This window comes from Nonomuraea sp. B12E4 (assembly GCF_039871825.1).
In the GTDB taxonomy this organism is placed as follows: domain Bacteria; phylum Actinomycetota; class Actinomycetes; order Streptosporangiales; family Streptosporangiaceae; genus Nonomuraea.
Genome location: NZ_JBDPME010000001.1, coordinates 726,680 through 744,959, shown reverse-complemented (window position 1 = coordinate 744,959; position 18,280 = coordinate 726,680). Strand labels below are relative to the sequence as shown.

Here is an 18,280-nt window from a genome sequence, read left to right as displayed (position 1 = left end):
GGCCGAATCATAGACAGAAAATCCGCCCATTTTCTAGCCTCACCAGCGCATTCTCCGGCACCCGGCCCTGGAACGCCGCGCCCGCCTTCTCTCGACGCGATTGGTCTAGGCCAACGGGAAAAATCACGATTTGTTCGCCCATGAATCCCCATCCACAATGACCAAAAAGGGAAATTTCATGTTTCTTCTCTTCGATTCTGCCTATTGGCGGCCCTCCCTCGGGCAGAGACTCGGCGTGAGCCCCAGGGGACGACCCAAGGAGTGAACCGATGAACGATCGCCTCAAGGGAGCTGCGGAGCAGCTGCGCGAAGAGTGGGACGACGACCCCCGCTGGGAGGGGATCGAGCGCACGTACGACGCGGAAGACGTGGTCAGACTGCGCGGCAGCGTCCAGGAGGAGCACACGCTGGCCCGGCTCGGCGCCGAGCGGCTCTGGGCCCTGCTGCACACCGAGGACTACGTCGGCGCCCTCGGCGCGCTGACCGGCAACCAGGCGGTCCAGCAGGTGCGGGCCGGGCTGAAGGCGATCTACCTGTCCGGCTGGCAGGTGGCCGCCGACGCCAACCTGAGCGGGCAGACGTACCCGGACCAGAGCCTTTACCCGGCCGACTCCGTGCCGGCCGTCGTGCGCCGGATCAACAACGCGCTGCTGCGCGCCGACCAGATCACCTGGTCGGAGGAGGCCACCGGCGCGCCGCACTGGCTGGCGCCGATCGTGGCCGACGCGGAGGCCGGGTTCGGCGGCGTGCTCAACGCGTTCGAGCTGATGAAGGCCATGATCGCGGCCGGCGCCGCGGGCGTGCACTGGGAGGACCAGCTCGCCTCCGAGAAGAAGTGCGGCCACCTGGGCGGCAAGGTGCTGATCCCGACCGGCCAGCACGTCAAGACCCTGAACGCCGCCCGCCTCGCCGCGGACGTCGCCGGAGTCCCCACCCTGATCATCGCGCGGACCGACGCCCAGGCCGCGACGCTGCTGACCAGTGACGTGGACCCGCGCGACCAGGAGTTCATCACCGGCGAGCGCAGCGCGGAGGGCTTCTACCGGGTCAGGAACGGCCTGGCGGCGTGCGTGGCCCGCGGGCTGGCGTACGCGCCCTACTCCGATCTGCTCTGGATGGAGACGAGCACGCCCGACCTGGACGTGGCCCGCGAGTTCGCCGAGGCGATCAAGGCCGAGTACCCGGAGCAGATGCTGGCCTACAACTGCTCGCCGTCGTTCAACTGGAAGCAGCACCTGGACGACTCCACGATCGCCAAGTTCCAGCGGGAGCTGGGGCACATGGGGTACAAGTTCCAGTTCATCACCCTGGCCGGGTTCCACTCGCTGAACCACTCGATGTTCGATCTGGCCAGCGGGTACGCCACCGACGGCATGCCGGCCTACGTCGAGCTCCAGGAGGCCGAGTTCGCCGCCGAGGCGCGCGGTTACACCGCCACCCGGCACCAGCGCGAGGTCGGCACCGGCTACTTCGACCTGGTCAGCACGGCCGTGGCGCCGGACTCCTCGACCACCGCCTACAAGGGCTCGACGGAGGAGGAGCAGTTCAGGAGCTGACCCCCTGATCTCGCCGGCACTCCTTTGCGGCGTCGCCTGCCGGGCTCCGTTGTGCCGTCGCCCGCCAAGCGGCAAGGGCATGCGAAGGTTCCCCGGCGAACGGCCGCGCCAGTCTCCCCCAGCTCCGGCGCGGCCCTCTTCTCAGTGCCGCGCCGGGCCGGGGATGTACTCGGTGACCAGGTGGGGGCGATCCCCGTCGGTGCCGTCCTCCACGACCGCCGCCGTGCAGAAAGGGTGCCGGGGTCAGACGGTCTGATGCGGCCGGCGTGCCGCGTGAGGGCGGTCAGGAGGCGAGGGCCGCCTGCTCCTCGGCCTCGACGCGGCGGTTCCAGTCGGGCTTGACCGCACGCCATCCCTCGTCATCCACCCCGGTCCGCCAATATCCGGAGATGGACAGCCGGTCCATCCCGATCCCCCGCTCCAGGCGCAGGTAGCGGCGAAGCTCCTTCACGAAGCCCGCCTCCCCGTGCACGAACGCGTGCACGTCACCCTCCGGGAACTCCAGCTCCCGCACCGCCCGTACGAGTGCCTCGCCCACCGGGCGGTCGCGCCGGTGGATCCAGGTGATCCGCGCGTCGCAGGCCGTAACGAGCTTCTGCTCGTCCTCCGGCCCGTCCACCTCCAGCAGGACGTGGGCCAGCGCCCCCGCGCCGAGCGCCTCCAGGGAGGCCGCGATGGCAGGCAGCGCGCTCTCGTCGCCCACCAGCAGGTGCCAGCCCGCCTCGGGGTCGGGCGCGTAGTTGCCGCCGGGGCCCAGCATGAGCACCTCGTCACCGGGCTCGGCGCGGGCGGCCCACGGCCCGGCCAGGCCGCTGTCGCCGTGGACCACGAAGTCGAGGGTCAGCTCGCGGGTGTCGGGATCCCACGCGCGCACGGTGTAGGTCCGCAACCGTGGCCACAGCTCGCGGGGCATGGTCTCGCGGCAGGTCCGCACGTTGAACGGCTCGGGGTAGTCGACGCCTTCGCAGGGGAAGACGAGCTTGACGTAGTGGTCGCTCATGCCGCCGGTGGCGAAGCCGGCCAGGCCGTCGCCGCCTATCACGAGGCGGACCATGTTCCGGGAGATCCACTCCGACCGCAGCACGACACCCCGATGCTCGTTCACCGGCTTTTCGGCCATCAAACCGCCCCCTGCCGCCAAGTTAGGTATACCTAACCTTATACTTCCGGACCTCGCCAGCGTACGCCCAATCGCGAGGCGACTGCTGTGACGCACGTCACGCCGCGGCCGGATCCCTCGCGGACGCGTGCCTGCCGGCCACCGCGCCGACGAACTGCTTCATGTGCCGGAACGCCAGCTGCGCCTCGGGCAGCACGTCCGCCAGGATCGGGAAGACGTGCGGCATCCGCGGCCACTCCTCGTAGCGGACCGGCACCCCGGCATGGCGCGCCCGCTCGGCCACCCGCCTGGCCTCGTCCCGCAGCACCTCGGTGGAGCCGGTCACGATCATCAGCGGCGGCAGCCCGGTGAAGTCCCCGAGCACCGGCGAGACGAGCGGATCCCGCGGGTCCAGCCCAGAGGTCCACCGGCGCGCCAGCCAGCGCACCCGCCCGGCGGAGAGCATGGGGTCCTGCCACCGGTTGGCGCGGCGCGGGAAGTCGGTCAGGTCGGCCCACGGCGACAGGCAGATCGCCGCCCCCGGCAGCGGCAGCCCCGCGTCACGCAGCGCCAGCAGGGTGACCAGGGTCAGGTGGCCGCCGGCCGAGTCCCCCGCGAAGATGACGTCCCCGGGCGCGTGCCCGCGCCGCAGCAGGCAGTCGTAGGCGTCCTGCGCGTCCGCCAGGGAGTCGGCCAGCTTGAACACGGGCCCCTGGCGATAGTCGAGCGCCAGCACGGGCCGCCGGGCCGCCACCGACAGCCGCCACGTGATGGACCGGTGCGTACGCGGCGAGCAGGAGAAATATCCCCCACCGTGGAAGTAGAGGACCGCCTTCCGCTCGTCCAGCCCCGGACCACCCCGGATCCACTCCCCTCCGCATGAGGAGAACTCCTCGGGCGCGACCAGGACGTGCGGCGGCTGAGGCATCTGGACCAGCCGTGCGAGGTCGCCGAGCCGGTTGGCGCAGAAGAGCGCGAGCGGATGCCGCATCAGCAAGCTGGAGAAAGGCTTCAGCGTGCCGTACATGACACCGGTGAGTGCGCGGGCCTGCCAGCTCAAGGGGTAGTCAGGCACCAGGTCCCGATTAATCCGCATATCGGCCCTCCAAAGGGATTCTTCCCGCGCGACCCCGCCCTACCGGCCGGTAAGAGTCTCATCTTTTACAGGGATATTTCGCCAATGTTTCACGCGACCGGCCCGATGATCCGCGAACCTCGGCAAACCCGGCGCCAAGCCGGGCCACGGAAGACGACCGCCGGCCGCGGAACCGCCGCAGGGCCACTTCCCGCCGGTTTTGCCCACATTTAAACGCGTTGCGAGCGCCCGACCCGGCGATGCATAATTCCATGCTTTCCCAACGGCACCCGTGCGCGGGCACGGACACGGCCTGTCACCGTGTCCTCACACCCTGGAGGTGCAAAACCATACCCCTCTATGCCCTGCTCGTCCGGTACGGATTCCGCAAGCACGCCACCTACGTCGGCGCCGCCCTGGCCGGCGCGTTCACCAACAGCGTCTTCGGCATTTTGCGCGCCTACATCCTCATCGCGTTGTGGCAGGCCCGCCCCGGGCTGGCCGGATACGACGTGGCCGACGCCGTCACCTTCTGTTTCATCACCCAGGCCTTCATCGGGCCGATGCAGCTCTTCGGCGGCGGGCTCGGCATCCCCGAGCGCATCCGCAGCGGCGACATCGCGCTCGACCTGGTCCGCCCGGCCTCCCTGCAACTGTGGACGCTGGCCGAGGACCTGGGCAGGGGCGCCTACCTGTTCCTGGTGCGGGGCATCCCGCCGATGCTGATCGGCGCGGCCCTGTTCGGCATCGTCTTCCCCACCGGCCCCGGCCGGTGGCTGACCTTCCTGGCCGGCTTCGCCATCGCCCTGGTGATCAGCTTCGGCTGGCGCTACCTGGTGGCGCTGTCGGTCTGCTGGCTCCTCGACGACCGCGGCGTGGCCGTGCTGTCGATGGTCCTGACCACGTTCTTCAGCGGCATGATGCTGCCCCTGCACATCTTCCCCGGCTGGCTCGGCGACCTGGCCAAGGCGCTGCCGTGGGCGGCCATGGTCCAGTTGCCCACCGACCTCTACCTCGGCAAGGCCCCGGTCCTGGACACGCTCGCCTTCCAGGCGTTCTGGGCCGTGGTCCTGCTCGGGCTCGGCACGCTCGGTACCCGGGCGATCCGCCACAAGGTGGTGATCCAGGGTGGTTAGGACGTATTTCCTGCTGCTGTGGACCTGGACCAGGGCCGCCGCCGCGTACCCGGCCTCGTTCGCGCTGATGACCCTGCTGGGCTTCGTCACGGCCGGGATCGACGTCGCGGTGATCCTGATCGTCTTCGCCAACACCACCACCCTGGCCGGGTTCTCCCGCGAGGAGGTGCTGTTCCTGTACGGCGCCGCCAGCCTGTCCTTCACCATCTGCGACACGTTCGTCAGCAACATCGACCGGATCAGCCAGCACATCAAGGCGGGCACCCTGGACACCTTCCTGATCAGGCCCGTCGGCGCCTGGATCCAGCTCACCGCCGACCGCTTCAACGCCAACCGGGTCGGGCGGATCATCCAGTCGGCCCTCGTGCTCGGGTACGCCATCGCCGCGCTCGACCTCGACTGGCGGCGGGCCTGGATGATCCCCGTCATGGTGGTCACCGGGGTGGTCATCTTCGCGGCGCTCTGGACGTTCGGCGGTGCGATGCAGTTCGTGCTGACCGACGCGCCCGAGGTGGCCAACGCCTTCACCTACGGCACCCAGCAGCTCAGCCAGTACCCGTTCAGCATCTACGCCCGCGACCTGGTCAAGGGCGTGACGTACGTGCTCCCGCTGGCCTTCATCAACTGGCAGCCCGGCCTGTACGCGCTGAGCCGGGACGACCCGTTCGGCACTCCGGAGTTCATGCGCTTCCTCGGACCGGCCGCCGCGCTGGTCCTCGCCCTGCTGGCCGCGCTGGCCTGGCGGCAGGGCATCAGGCACTACCGATCCACGGGGAGTTGACGATGATCGAGCTCGATCGGGTGGGACGTTCGTTCAAGGTGAAGCGGAACGTCGTCCACGCCGTACAGGACCTGTCGTTCACGGTGTCGGCGGGAGAGTTCGTCGGCTACCTCGGACCCAACGGCGCGGGCAAGTCCACCACGATCAAGATGTTGTGCGGCATCCTCACGCCCACCTCCGGCAAGGTGCGGGTGGCCGGGCTGGATCCCTCGCGCCGGCGCACGGCGCTCGCGCGGCGCATCGGGGTGGTGTTCGGGCAGCGCACGACGCTGTGGTGGGATCTGCCGCTGACCGACAGCTTCCAGCTCATCAGGCATCTCTACCGGGTGGACCGGGCGAGCTTCCGGACCCGGCTCGACGAGTTGGCCGAGACGCTCGACCTGGGCGGGTTCCTGCGCACGCCCGTGCGGCAGCTCAGCCTGGGCCAGCGCATGCGCGGCGACCTCGCCGCGGCGCTGCTGCACGCGCCCGAGGTGCTGGTGCTCGACGAGCCGACGATCGGGCTGGACGTGGTCAGCAAGGCCGGCATCCGGGCCTTCCTGCGGCGGGTGAACACCGAGCAGGGCACGACCGTGCTGCTGACCACGCACGACCTCGGCGACATCGAACGCCTGTGCCGCCGGGTCATGGTGATCGACCACGGGCGGCTGGGGTTCGACGGCACCCTCGACGACCTGATGGCCACGGCGCCGGGCCGGTCCAGCCTTGAGGACGTGGTGACCCACCTCTACACAGGGACCACGTCGTAGGCGGCCGGACGACTCAGTAGTAGCTGCCCTCCGGCGTGGACTCGTAGTCCTCGTCCAGGTCGTCGTCCCGGCGCGCCCAGCGCGAGGGCATCAGGACGGGAACGAACAGCGCCACGCCGAGCAGGGCGAACACCCCCGTCGTCAGCATCGTCCGGACGCCGAAGCCGGCGTCCCGGATGATCTGGTTGACGGAGGCCTCGGTCGGGATGAGGGACAGCGCCCTGTTGACGTCGAGCGCGTACACGACCGTCCAGGCCAGCAGCACCATGGACGGCAGGAACGTCGCCACCGGCGAGACCCGGCCCGCCACCACGAGCCCGAAGACCAGTCCGACGGCCGCCATCGCCCCCAGGGCGATCCACATCCGCTGGTCGTCCGGCGGGGTCGCCGCCGCACCGCCGACTGCCTGCTGGACAGCCCATCCTCCGCCGCCCAGGATGGCCGCCGTCACGACAAGTCCGATGAGCAATCCCGCCAAGTGCCGCAACGTTCTCACCTCTGTATCAACGTGCTCGGCACGACCCTAGCGACAAAAGGCGCATTCGGCCCAGCCATTGCGTCGCCTTGAATGTCGGGGTCTCCAAACGGCCTGCCCCGTGAGAGCATGAGCACACCCATGCGTGCGCGACTCCCCCTCAGGCTCGCGCGGACGGCCGCCTTCGCCGCTGTCTGCGTGACGCTGGCGGCGCTGGCCCACGTGCTGGGCGGCGGCTCGGCGCCCGAGCCGTGGGTGGCCGGGCTGGGCCTCGCGGCGGTGTCCGGGCTGGGGCTGGCGCTGTCCGGCCGGGAGCGCTCGACGGCGACGATCAACGTGGTGCTGGTCGTGGCGCAGTTGGGGCTGCACGAGTTGTTCGCGGGCGAGGAGACGGCCTACGTCTCGGTGCACACGCACGGCCAGGGCGGCCTGGCCGTCAACCTCGGCATGCTGCTCACGCACCTGACGGCCACCGTGATCACGGGGCTGTGGGTGGCGCGCGGGGAGGCCGCGCTGTGGGCGCTGCTGCGCCGTCTCGGCCGCCGGTTCGAGCTGCTGCCGCCGGTCGTGGTGCCCGCCGTGGGGCCCGTCGCGCCGGTCGTCTTCACCAGGGTGGTCCCGCTGCCGCCGGCCTTCCGGCACAGCCTGGCCAGGCGTGGTCCTCCACTTCCCGCCTGACCACCTGACACCCCTTTTCCTTTTTCACCCAAGTGGAGATTTCGCATGTCCTTCATTCGCCGTGCCGCGACCGTGCTCGCCGCCGCCACCGCCATCACCGCCGGCCTCGCGCTGCCCGCACTGGCCCACGTCACCATCCAGCCGGGGAGCGCCGAGCAGGGCGCCTTCACCAAGGTCGCCTTCCGGGTGCCGAACGAGCGTGACGACGCCTCGACCGTCAAGATCGAGGTCTCCTTCCCCACCGACCACCCGCTGGCCTTCGTCTCCGTCAAGCCCCTGCCCGGATGGGACGTCAAGGTCACCGAGGGCAAGCTGCCCGCGCCGGTCAAGACCGAGTACGGCGAGCTGTCGGAGGCCGTCACCAAGATCGTGTGGTCGGGCGGCAAGATCGCGCCCGGGGAGTTCCAGGAGTTCGAGGTGTCCATGGGGCAGTTGCCCAAGGACACCGACAGCCTGCTGTTCCCCACCAAGCAGGAATACTCCGGCGGCGAGGTGGTCGACTGGGCCGACGCCCCGAAGACGGACGGCACGGAGGCCGAGCACCCGGCCCCGATGCTCAAGCTCGTCCCGGCGGCCGCGGACGGGGCCACCGTCTCCCCCGCCGCCACGACCGCCCCTGCCCAGGCCGCGCCGTCGGTGACACCGGTGGCGGCGTCCTCGTCGTCCTCCTCTGACGGGACGGCCCGGCTGCTGGGCGGCGCGGGCCTGGTGGTGGGCGTCGTCGGCGTCGTGATCGCCGCCCTGGCCCTGCGCCGCCGCCCGGCGGCCTGACCCCGGCGCGGGGAGGGGCGGGCCGCGGCGTCAGGACGTGATGTCCTTGCCGGAGAAGCGGGCCCAGGCGATCGAGCCGAACAGCGCGATGTAGGCCCCGAAGACCACCAGCCCCTCCCTCAGCGCCCCCAGGTCGATCGGGTCCCGCAGCACCGCGTCGAAGTTGGTGAACCAGGTCGGCAGCAGGTACGGAGTGATCGAGCCCAGCTCGGGGATCGCCCGGAGCACCTGGCAGATGATGACCAGCACCACGGTGCCCGCGATGGCCCCGATGGAGACCTCGGTGAACGTCGACAGCGCCAGCCCGATCGCGGCCAGGGCCGCCATGCCCGCGCCGACGTACCCGACGGCGATGAGGATGCGCAGCAGGCCCTCGGCCATCGGGATGGTGCTGCCGGACAGCAGCGTCACCGGGCCCGCAGGGAACAGCACCAGGCCCGTCGCCAGGGCCGACAGCGCCACCACGGCCGTGACCGCGTAGGCGTAGACCGCCGCGTTGAGATATTTGACCAGCAGCAGCCGGGTGCGGCCGGCCGGGGCGGCCAGCAGGTAGCGCAGGGTCCCCGCGCCGGCCTCGCCCGCCAGAGAGTCGCCCGCCACCACGCTGACGGCGACCGGCATCATCAGGAGCACCAGGAAGGAGAACGCGACGAACGTCAGCATCAGGCTGTTGCCCACCACGTCCTGGATGATCCCGCCCATGCCGTCCTGACCGCCCACGATCCGCAGCGTCACGCCGATGATCACCGGCACGGCCGCGATCGCGGCCAGCATCGCGAGGTTGCGCGGGCGGCGGAAGGTCAGGCCCAGCTCCGAGCCCAGCAGCCGCCAGAACGCCCACGGCTGGCGGCCGGGCGGCGCGGCCGGGGACGCGGGAGGCTCCGGCGGCGCGTGGCGTTCGGTGGTCTCGAGCGTCTCGGTCACCGGTACGAGCCCGGGCGTGCGCCGCGCCTCCCGCGCCCGGCCCCCCGCCTCCGAGATCCCGGAGCGCGCGCCGGGCGACGTCGAAGTGTCAACCGTCGACATCGAAGCCCTCCCCTGTCAGTCTCACGAACACGTCCTCCAGGCTCGGCCGCAGCACGGCCAGCCCCCGTACGGCCACGCCCTCCCCCACCAGCGCGGCGTTGATGCGCTCGGGCGCGTGCCCGCCCAGCTCCGCCGTGACCTGCCCGGCCTCGGAGAGCACGTCGGCCAGGCCGAGCGTGCCGAGCACCCGCGCGGCGCCGGCCGTGTCCGGGGTCTCGACCCTGACCCGGGTGGCCAGCCCGCTGCTCAGCGAGGCGATCGTGCCCTGGGCCACCAGAGTGCCGGTCCGCATGATGGCGGCGTGCGTGCACATCTGCTCGACCTCCGCCAGCAGGTGCGAGGAGACGAACACCGTGGTGCCGTCGGCGGCGATCTCCTTCACCAGCGCGCGCACCTCGCGGGTGCCCTGCGGGTCGAGGCCGTTGGTCGGCTCGTCCAGGATGAGCAGCTCGCGCGGCCCGAGCAGGGCGGCGGCGATGGCCAGCCGCTGGCGCATGCCGAGGGAGTAGTTGCGGTAGCGCTTGCCGGCGGCGGCCGACAGGCCCACGCGTTCGAGCGACTCGGCGACGCGCCGCCTGGCGCTGGCGCGCGGGGCGGTCGGGTCGGCGGCGTCGAAGCGCAGCAGGTTGGCCGTGCCCGACAGGTACGGGTAGAAGGCCGGCCCCTCGACCAGCGCCCCCACCCTCGGCAGGGCCTGCGCCGAGGGCAGCCCGAGCACGGAGTAGCCGCCGGCCGTGGGCGTGACCAGGCCGAGCAGCATGCGGATCGTGGTGGTCTTGCCCGAGCCGTTCGGGCCCAGGAAGCCGAACACCGAGCCGCGCGGCACGGCCAGGTCCAGCGCGTCCACGGCGACCTGGCCGCCGCGGAAGCGCTTGGTCAGCCCCTCGGTGACGATAGCGCTCTCCCCGGCGCCGTTCGCCGGGGGCGGGGCCGCCCCGAAGGGCGCCCCCGCTTCCTGCGTGACGGTGGTCACTTGGTGCCCGCCGCCTCGATGATCTCCTCCGGCGTGACCGCGCCGACCAGGAGGCGGCCGTCGTCGGTCACCAGGGCGGTGACGAGCTTGGACTTGATCAGCTTGCCGGAGCCCCACGTGCCGCTCACCGGGGTGGCGGACTTGAGCACGCTGTCCACCAGCGCGCCCGGGTCGGCGCCGCCGCCGCTGAACGGGTCGTCCGGGTCGTGCCCGGCGGGGGCGGACGTGGACGACGACGCGGCCGCCAGGTCGGACGGCGAGAACGGCAGGACCGCCACGCGCGTCCAGCCCTCACCGACCGTCTTCACCCGGGTCGCGACGTCCTTGGCGTGCTCGGCCCGCTCCTCGGCGTGCCGGTCGGCGGTCTCCGGGCCGAGCGTCCTCTCCTCCACCTTGGTGCCCGCGGGTGGGGTGAAGGTGAAGTTCTCCGGCGCCGGCGGCGTGAACGTCACCTGCGTGAAGCCGAGCTGGAACGCCGGCTCCGCCGAGCCCTTGGCATAGACCTGGACCTGCAGCGGGACGTAGTTCTCCCCGTCGAGCGCGATCCGGATCTCCTGCACCAGCGAGCCCGGGTCCTTGGGAGCCAGCACGAGCTGGTAGGCCGGGCGGCCCGCCACCTCCGCCGTGTTGATCACCCGGACGGCGGTGTGCTGGTCGACGTTGGCCAGCAGCCGCTCCGCCACCTGCTGCGGGGTCATGTCGGTCGGCTGCGGCGTGGGCATGTGGTGCTGCCCGCCGGCCTCGTCCTTGACCTTCACCTTGGTGGCGGTGTTGGAGCTGCTGTCGTAGTACCAGGCCTCACCGCCGTTCACGATCAGGTTGGTCTCGTTGAGCTGGGTCGGCATGGCCACCCGCAGCTTGTCGTGGGCGCCGTACCAGACCTTCACCTCGTGCGAGCCGGACAGCAGGCTCAGCGGCGACTCGACGCCGGTCTGCGGCAATGCGGGCAATCCCAGGGAGGCCGTCTGCTGCACGGTGCCGGACATCGGCGGCAGGCCGCCGTCCTTGCTCGTCGCCGCGGCGGCGTCGGCCAGCAACTGCTGGGCCGTGCGCTCCGGCAGTACGGGCTCTCCGCTCACTGCGGCGATGACTGGGCCGGCGCCGATCGCGGCTCCGATCACGGCCGCGGTCGCGATCGGGACACCCCACCTCACGAACGTGCCTTTTCGCATCTCACTCCTTTACGGTATGTCCTCGCCGACTCGGCGAAATTGGAAGTCGATGGTCAGAGCCTGCGTCATGCATCCTGTGGCAAGGCTGAGACTGTCTGAGACGGCTCTCAGGCTCTCAGCGTCGTCTCAGCGCCGGAACGGGAGAATCGCCACATGAGGGTACTTGTCGTCGAGGATGAGCGGCGGATGGCCGCCGCGCTCCAGCGGGGGCTCCAGGCCGAGGGCTTCGCCGTGGATCTCGCCCACGACGGCGAGGAGGGCCTCCACGCGGCCAGGAACGGCGACTACGACGTCGTGGTGCTGGACATCATGCTGCCGAAGCTCTCGGGCTACAACGTGTGCAAGCAGTTGCGCGCGGAGGAGAACTGGGTGCCGATCCTCATGCTCTCCGCCAAGGACGGCGAGTACGACATGGCCGACGGCCTGGATCTGGGGGCCGACGACTATCTGACGAAACCGTTCTCGTACGTGGTGCTGGTGGCCAGGTTGCGGGCGCTGATGAGGCGCGACTCCGGGCGGCGGCCGTCGGTGCTGACGGCGGGGGACCTGTCGCTGGATCCGGCGCGGCGCAGGGTGACCCGCGGCGAGCGGGCGGTGGAGCTGACGCCCAGGGAGTTCGCGCTGCTGGAATACCTGCTGCGGCGGCGTGACGAGGTGGTGTCGAAGTCGGAGATCCTGGAGCACGTCTGGGACACGTTCGACACCGACCCGAATGTGGTCGAGGTGTACGTCGGCTACCTGCGCCGGAAGATCGACGCGCCGTTCGGCCGGAACGCGCTGCAGACGGTGCGCGGCGCCGGATACCGGCTGGCGGGCGACGGTGGCTGACTCCCCGCTGGTCTGGTGGCGGCGGCAGGGGCTGCGGTTCCGGCTGACGGCGGCGGCGTCCGCCGTGCTCGCGCTGGCGCTGGCGCTGTCGGCGTGGGTGCTGCTCAGCGTGCTGGACCGGGCCCTCATGGACACCGTGGACGAGACCACGATCCAGCAGGCGCAGGCCGTGCGGGTGGCGGCCGACGCGAACACGCTGACGAGCCCGATCACCACGCATGACGGCACGATCGTGCAGGTCATCGACGCGCAGGGGCGGATCACGCACGTCACGTACGGCACCGACCGGCTGGTGCCGCTGCTGGACGCGCGGGCCCGGGCCGGGGTGCTGGCGCAGGGGCGGCCGACGACGCTGGACGGGCGGCCGTACGCGATCCCGGGTTTCCTGCGGGTGGTCGTGCTCAGCGCGGACCACGGGCAGACCGTGGTGGCGGCCCGGCCCATCGGCGAGATCCAGACCAGCCTGGCCACGGCGGCGCGCGTGCTGCTGATCGGCACGCCCGCGCTGGTGGTGCTGCTCGCGGTGGCGAGCTGGCTGATGATCGGCCGCACGCTGCGGCCGATCAGCGCGCTGCGCAAGGGCGCCGCGGACATCACGGACACGGCCCGGTCGCGCCGGTTGCCGGTCCCGCAGTCGCACGACGAGGTGCGCTCCCTCGCCACCACCCTCAACGGCATGCTGGCCCGGCTGGAGGAGGCCGAGCAGCGCCAGCGGGCGCTGGTCTCCGACGCCGCGCACGAGCTGCGCAGCCCGCTGGCCAGCATCCGGCTGCAGCTTGAGGTGGCGCTCGGGCATCCCGAGGGGCAGCAGTGGCCCGAGACCGCCGAGGGCGTGCTGGAGGACACGATGCGGCTGTCCCGGCTGGCCGAGGACCTGCTCGCGCTGGCCAGGCTGGACGAGCGCGGCGGCGTGCCGGCCCGGCGCGAGCCGGTCGAGCTGGACGACGTGGTGCGCCAGACCGTCGACCGGTACGGCGAGGCCCGCCTGACGGTCTGCGACCCGGTGGTGGTCCGCGGCGACGCGCTGGACCTGAGCCGGGTCCTGACGAACCTGATGGACAACGCGGTACGCCACACCTCCTCCAAGGTCGAGGTGGCCCTGACCGCCGACGGCGTCCTGACCGTCACAGACGACGGCCCCGGCATCCCCGAGCGGGACCGCGAGCGGGTGTTCAACCGCTTCACCCGGCTCGACTCCGGCCGCAGCCGCGACGAGGGCGGCGCCGGGCTGGGGCTGGCCATCGTGCGGGAGACCGTGCACGCCCACGGCGGCACGGTCGCGCTGGAGGACGCCGCGCCGGGGCTGCGGGTCGTGGTGAGTCTTCCGGTGTCCCGCTAGGGGACACAGGCTCCGATCCGGGTTCCTCGTCACGCCGAGGGGGTGACGGCGGTCCCTACGTGTCCGGCAGGAGGCACCGGCCGGTACGGGCGAGGTGGTGTGGATCAGGAGCCGAGGGTGGCCCTCAGGGGCACGGCGGCGTCGCCGGGCCCCCAGGGCGCGGTCATTTCCGGGCCCTGTGTGTGCGGTGGTGGTTGGACATGGAGCGTTCCGAGGAGGTCAGGCGGCGGTGCCCTTCTCGGCGGTGGCCAGGAAGTCCTGGGCGATGAGCGGCAGACGGCGACGGGCGTGCACAACGGCGATGACCCGGCGCACGGCCGGTTCGAGCGAGCGCACCACCAGGCCCGCGCGCGCGGCCTGCTCGGCCATGCCGCGGTACCACAACAGTGACGCCTGGCCCGCGCGGACCGCGTTGAGCCAGCCGTTGCGCTCGTCGGTCTCGAGTACGACGACGGGGGTGACCGCGTACTTGCCGAACATAGCGTCGAGCTCCCTGCGCCGCATGCTGCCACGGGCGGGCAGTGCCAGGCGCATGCCGTGCAGCTTGCCCATCGGCACGGGACTGGGCAGGTCGAGCCCGGGCGGGGAGATCAGCACGATCTCCTGGCGCTCGAGCGGGTGGGTGATGAGGTCGGTGGGCACGGGCAGATCGGTCAACCCGAGATCGGCTCGCTGATCCCGGATCGCGCTGACGACGCCGTCTCTGCCGTCGCAGCGCACGATGTGCACACGTACCCCCGGATGTTCGGCCGTGTAGGCGGGCAGAAGCCGCCCGGCCAGGCCGGGTTCGAGGCTGGGGGTGGAGGCTATGCGGAGCTCGGCCTCGGTGACGGGACCATGATTGGCCAGACCCTCGATCTCGTGAACCGCGTCGAGTGCCTCCCTTGCCAGCTTGACCACCCGGCGGCCCTGTGCGGTGACGACCACGCCACGGCCTGAACGAGCGAAGAGCGTCATGCCGAGCTCCCGCTCCAGATCACGGATCGCGCGTGACAGCGCAGGCTGCGCGATGTATAGCGATCTTGCCGCGTCGGTCATGGTGCGGTGCTCCGCAGTCGCGACCACATAGCGGAGCTGCTGGAGATTCATGCCAACGAAGCTAGGACACAGCCCGCCGCGCGGACCGGAAGATAGCGGAGATCACCTCGAATGATTTCGGACTGTAACCGAGCACCGCTACATCCGTGACGGGTGATAAATCAGTATGCTTTTGCCCCAAATTTGGCAAGGGTCCGGCAAGTCCTTCGACAAAGCCCCCAATGCCGACATTCGGGTGAACGGGGATACACGGTGACAGGGAACGGTCAATTTCCACCGCCGCCACAGGGGCCGGGGCAGCCTCACAGGCCACCCTCGTTGCCGTGGCCGCCGCCTGGCTACCGCCAGCCGCAGGCGCCGCCGGGGGGCGGGCCGGGGAACCCGCACCCGCCGCAGCCGTCGCCCGGCCACCCCCAGGCTCCCCCGCCGCAGAGCCGGCCGCCGTACGGCCCGCCGCCCCAGGCGCCACCACCCCAGGCACCGCAACAGGGACCACCACCCCAGGGACCACCGCCCCAGGGACCACCGCCGCAAGGGCGGCCCTACCCTCAGGGTGGGCCACCGCCGCCGCCTTTCGGGCAGCAGCAGTACCGGCAGCCGCCTCCGCCGCCTCCCATGCCGACGCGGCAGTGGCCGCAGCCGCCGCAGCGCAGGAAGTCCGGGGCCGGCGTCATCGGGGTGATCGGGGGCGTGCTCGGTGGCGTGGCGGCGCTGTTCGTGCTGCTCGTCATCGGGTCCGCGATGCTCAAGAGCTCGCCCAGATCGGACACGACCACGCCGGTCGCGATCCCGACGTACGAGCCGTCGGAGCGTGCCACCAGCGACACCGAGCCCTTCCCCACGGAGACCGGCACCCAGGAGCCGACGCGGGAGCCGACGAGCGAGCCGACCCAGGAGGACGAACCGGACACGAACGTGAACCCGCCCGCCCAGGTCAAGCTCAACACGTCGCTGAAGAGCAACACCATGTACCGGGCGGGAGTGCTGCCGAGGCTCAGCTGCCGCGCCGGCAACGCCAGCATCTTCAGCCACAGCCAGCTCAAGGCGCTGATCCTGAAGACCGGCCGGTGCATGGACCAGGCGTGGCGGCCGATCCTGGAGAAGCAGGGCATCCAGTTCAGCCCGCCCCACTACGCCATCGTGGCCTCCCGGGGCAGGGGCGCGTGCGGGGACTACCCGTCGGCGGGGAGCATGGTGCCGTACTATTGCCCGCAGAACAACACGATCTACGCCTCCACCGGGGCCATGGCCAGGGGCAACGGCAACGCCCGCGGGTACGGCCAGATCCTGTCCTGGCACGGCGGGATCATCAGTATGCTGGCCCACGAGTACGGTCACCACGTCCAGAACATCACCGGATTGATGGACTCCTGGTGGAGGTCCAGCCTGGACGCCTCCAGCCAGAGCGGCAAGCTGGCACTCAGCAGAAAGCTGGAGCTCCAGGCAACCTGCTTCGGCGGCATGTGGATGCGCTCGGTTGCGGCCTCCTATCCGGTGAGCACGTCGAACCGCAGCCGGCTGTTCTGGTTCTACGGCCAGGTGGGCGACTACCCGGGCTATCCGCGCGACCACGGCTCGCGGGCCAACAACAACCGGTGGTTCCGGCAGGGGTGGGAGCGGAACGCGGCCTATCAGTGCAATACGTGGATGGCGCCGTCCTCAACCACCTCGTGACGGACATACGGCGTTCATCTCAGGTTGGGCACATGTCTTTGATGTCCAGATAAGGGCACTAGAATCCTGGCAATCTTGTGCCCCGTCGGGGGCAAAATCCAGTTTGGCCTGGTAGGCGGGTAAGGAGCCGGGTGTGAGTGAGCGCGATGGGGTCGAGGCCGTTCCGGAAGGCAGGAAACGGGGCCCCATTCGCCGTCGCCCACGCCCCGGCTCCGGATCGGCCTCCGGCTCCGGATCGGCCTCCGGCTCGGGCTCCAGGTCCGGCTCGCGCTCAGGCGCCGGGTCCGGCTCGCGCTCAGGGTCCGGGTCCGGGTCCGGCTCGCGCTCCGGCTCCGGGTCCGGCTCAGCTCCCGGATCCGGCTCCGGCTCTGGCTCCGGGACACCGCGCTCCGCCGTACCACGCTCCGGCGCGCCACGCTTCGCCAAGCCGCTGACCACCGCCTCCGTGCTCGGCTGGACCGCCCTGTCCGCCGTCCTGCCCGGCGCCGCCCACCTGCGGGCCGGGCAGCGCCGTACCGGGCTGGCCCTCGTCGGGACGTACGCCGTGCTGCTGCTCGCGGTCCTGGCCTTCGTGCTGATCAACAGCGGCGACCTGCTGGCGAGCGCCACCTCGTTCGTCAGCGACGGGATGATGGTCGCGGTGGTCGTCGTCGCCTCGGTCCTCGCCCTGGCGTGGTTCGCGCTGCTGGTGAGCTCGTACGTGGCGCTCGGCCCCAACCGGCTGAACCAGCAGGGCCAGGTGGTGACCGGCATCGTGGTCGGAGTGCTGTGCGTGGCGGTGATGTCGCCGTTCGCCTTCGTCGGCAACACCGTGCTGACCGTGCGGGACACGATCCAGGACATCTTCCCCTCGGCGGCCGACCCGGACCTGCCCGCCGCGGCCGCGGACGGCGAGGACCCGTGGCACGGCAAGACCCGGGTGAACTTCCTGCTGATCGGCGGCGACGCGGCGGGCAACCGTACCGGCGTACGGACCGACAGCATGAACGTGGCCAGTATCGACCTCAAGACCGGCAGCACGGTCCTGTTCAGCCTCCCACGCAACCTGCAGCACGTGCGCTTCCCGCCGGCCTCGCCGCTGCACAAGCAGTTCCCCCATGGCTACATGGCCGAGCTGCCCAACGGCGGCCTGCTCAACGAGGTCTGGCAGTACGCCAACGACAACCCGCAGATCATGGGCGGCAAGAACAAGGGCCCCCGGGCGCTGATGGACGCCATCGGCTACACCCTGAACCTGAAGATCGACTACTACATGCTCATGAACATGTACGGATTCGCCGACCTCGTCGACGCCATCGGCGGGCTCAGGATCCGGGTCGAGCAGGACGTCAAGTGGGGCGGCCACTACGGCACGGCGGGCACCATCAAGGCGGGCTTCCGCAAGCTGACCGGCGAGCAGGCCCTCTGGTACGGCCGCTCCCGGGTCAACAGCGACGACTTCTCCCGGATGGCCCGGCAGCGCTGCGTCATCGGCGCCTTCGCCCAGCAGGCCACGCCCGCCAAGGTCCTGGCCAACTTCACCAAGATCGCCGGTGCGGCCAGGCGGCTGGCCGAGACGAACATCCCGCAGCACCTCGTGCAGCCGCTGGTGGAGCTGGCCGTCAAGGTCAAGGACGCCAAGATCACCAGCCTGCAGTTCGTGCCGCCGGACTTCTACTCGGGCCGCCCGGACTGGGCCAAGATCCGCCAGGCCACGCGGAAGGCGATCGCCAACTCGACCCGGCCGGTCCAGGCCAAGGCCGCCAACGTGAGCGCCGCGCCCAGCACCCCCGCCCGCCCGACGGCGTCCCCGACGCTGAAACTGCCCGTGACACCGACGCAGACGCCGACCAGGAACACGCAGAAGAACGACGACGCCAAGTCCCTCGACGAACTCTGCGGCCTCTGACCCCCGGGGGGCCCTGCCGGAC

General features: G+C 71.0%; 17 protein-coding genes. 10 read left to right on the top strand and 7 right to left on the bottom strand.

The features are described 5' to 3' along the window. Positions 1-269 precede the first annotated feature (269 nt). Positions 270-1,556 carry an isocitrate lyase gene (gene aceA, locus ABGB18_RS03385; RefSeq protein ID WP_347693810.1) on the top strand — a complete coding sequence of 429 codons (1,287 nt, stop codon included), beginning with the start codon at positions 270-272 and terminating at the stop codon, positions 1,554-1,556. Positions 1,557-1,839: 283 nt separating this feature from the next. Here aceA and ABGB18_RS03380 read toward each other — a convergent pair whose 3' ends face one another. Continuing rightward, the gene (locus ABGB18_RS03380; RefSeq protein WP_347693809.1) at positions 1,840-2,676 is read right to left on the bottom strand and encodes a siderophore-interacting protein; all 837 of its coding nucleotides are present in this window, start codon (positions 2,674-2,676) and stop codon (positions 1,840-1,842) included. A 97-nt stretch (positions 2,677-2,773) separates the two neighbouring features. Next, positions 2,774-3,751, bottom strand: a complete 978-nt coding sequence (locus ABGB18_RS03375; RefSeq protein WP_347693808.1) for an alpha/beta hydrolase — start codon at positions 3,749-3,751, stop codon at positions 2,774-2,776. Positions 3,752-4,002: 251 nt separating this feature from the next. Here ABGB18_RS03375 and ABGB18_RS03370 point away from each other — a divergent pair, with 251 nt between their 5' ends. From ABGB18_RS03370 to ABGB18_RS03360, 3 genes are read left to right on the top strand one after another with little or no spacing between them, the layout of a single operon-like run. Continuing rightward, a complete protein-coding gene (locus ABGB18_RS03370) occupies positions 4,003-4,866 on the top strand; it encodes an ABC-2 family transporter protein (RefSeq protein ID WP_347693807.1) in 864 nt (287 codons plus the stop codon). Further along, the gene (locus ABGB18_RS03365; RefSeq protein WP_347693806.1) at positions 4,859-5,647 is read left to right on the top strand and encodes an ABC-2 family transporter protein; all 789 of its coding nucleotides are present in this window, start codon (positions 4,859-4,861) and stop codon (positions 5,645-5,647) included. Before ABGB18_RS03370 ends, ABGB18_RS03365 begins: the two co-directional genes overlap by 8 nt. Positions 5,648-5,649: 2 nt before the next feature. Further along, on the top strand, positions 5,650-6,396 hold the full coding sequence (locus ABGB18_RS03360) for an ATP-binding cassette domain-containing protein (protein WP_347693805.1): 747 nt from the start codon (positions 5,650-5,652) through the stop codon (positions 6,394-6,396). 13 nt (positions 6,397-6,409) lie between these two features. Here the strand turns inward: ABGB18_RS03360 and ABGB18_RS03355 are convergent, their stop codons facing one another. Next, on the bottom strand, positions 6,410-6,892 hold the full coding sequence (locus ABGB18_RS03355) for a hypothetical protein (RefSeq protein ID WP_347693804.1): 483 nt from the start codon (positions 6,890-6,892) through the stop codon (positions 6,410-6,412). 120 nt (positions 6,893-7,012) lie between these two features. On the opposite strand from ABGB18_RS03355, the gene ABGB18_RS03350 reads away from it, so the two are divergent. Together ABGB18_RS03350 and ABGB18_RS03345 are read left to right on the top strand one after the other, a co-directional pair. Beyond that, the gene (locus ABGB18_RS03350; protein ID WP_347693803.1) at positions 7,013-7,549 is read left to right on the top strand and encodes an MFS transporter; all 537 of its coding nucleotides are present in this window, start codon (positions 7,013-7,015) and stop codon (positions 7,547-7,549) included. Between the two features lie 45 nt (positions 7,550-7,594). Continuing rightward, a complete protein-coding gene (locus ABGB18_RS03345; RefSeq protein ID WP_347693802.1) occupies positions 7,595-8,320 on the top strand; it encodes a YcnI family protein in 726 nt (241 codons plus the stop codon). Between the two features lie 30 nt (positions 8,321-8,350). Here ABGB18_RS03345 and ABGB18_RS03340 read toward each other — a convergent pair whose 3' ends face one another. Genes ABGB18_RS03340 through ABGB18_RS03330 form a run of 3 tightly spaced genes read right to left on the bottom strand, consistent with a single transcriptional unit; the run spans position 8,351 to position 11,491 of the window. Next, positions 8,351-9,346 (bottom strand): ABC transporter permease, encoded by a 996-nt coding sequence (locus ABGB18_RS03340; RefSeq protein WP_347693801.1) that lies wholly within the window; start codon positions 9,344-9,346, stop codon positions 8,351-8,353. Further along, entirely contained in the window at positions 9,333-10,319 is a 987-nt protein-coding gene (locus tag ABGB18_RS03335; protein ID WP_347693800.1) for an ABC transporter ATP-binding protein, read from the bottom strand. The genes ABGB18_RS03340 and ABGB18_RS03335 overlap by 14 nt, the downstream gene beginning before the upstream one ends. After that, the gene (locus tag ABGB18_RS03330; protein ID WP_347693799.1) at positions 10,316-11,491 is read right to left on the bottom strand and encodes a DUF2092 domain-containing protein; all 1,176 of its coding nucleotides are present in this window, start codon (positions 11,489-11,491) and stop codon (positions 10,316-10,318) included. Before ABGB18_RS03330 ends, ABGB18_RS03335 begins: the two co-directional genes overlap by 4 nt. A gap of 153 nt (positions 11,492-11,644) precedes the next feature. Between ABGB18_RS03330 and ABGB18_RS03325 the strand changes: the two genes are divergently transcribed. Together ABGB18_RS03325 and ABGB18_RS03320 are read left to right on the top strand one after the other, a co-directional pair. Continuing rightward, entirely contained in the window at positions 11,645-12,319 is a 675-nt protein-coding gene (locus ABGB18_RS03325; RefSeq protein ID WP_347693798.1) for a response regulator transcription factor, read from the top strand. Further along, positions 12,312-13,658, top strand: a complete 1,347-nt coding sequence (locus ABGB18_RS03320) for an ATP-binding protein (RefSeq protein WP_347693797.1) — start codon at positions 12,312-12,314, stop codon at positions 13,656-13,658. Before ABGB18_RS03325 ends, ABGB18_RS03320 begins: the two co-directional genes overlap by 8 nt. A gap of 219 nt (positions 13,659-13,877) precedes the next feature. On the opposite strand, the gene ABGB18_RS03315 is transcribed toward ABGB18_RS03320, so the two are convergent. Beyond that, positions 13,878-14,747, bottom strand: a complete 870-nt coding sequence (locus ABGB18_RS03315) for a LysR family transcriptional regulator (protein WP_347693796.1) — start codon at positions 14,745-14,747, stop codon at positions 13,878-13,880. 564 nt (positions 14,748-15,311) lie between these two features. Between ABGB18_RS03315 and ABGB18_RS03310 the strand changes: the two genes are divergently transcribed. Both ABGB18_RS03310 and ABGB18_RS03305 read left to right on the top strand, forming a co-directional pair. After that, a complete protein-coding gene (locus ABGB18_RS03310) occupies positions 15,312-16,370 on the top strand; it encodes a neutral zinc metallopeptidase (RefSeq protein WP_347693795.1) in 1,059 nt (352 codons plus the stop codon). Between the two features lie 445 nt (positions 16,371-16,815). Beyond that, complete coding sequence (locus ABGB18_RS03305; protein WP_347693794.1) at positions 16,816-18,258, top strand: LCP family protein; 1,443 nt, start codon at positions 16,816-16,818, stop codon at positions 18,256-18,258. Positions 18,259-18,280: the final 22 nt, after the last annotated feature.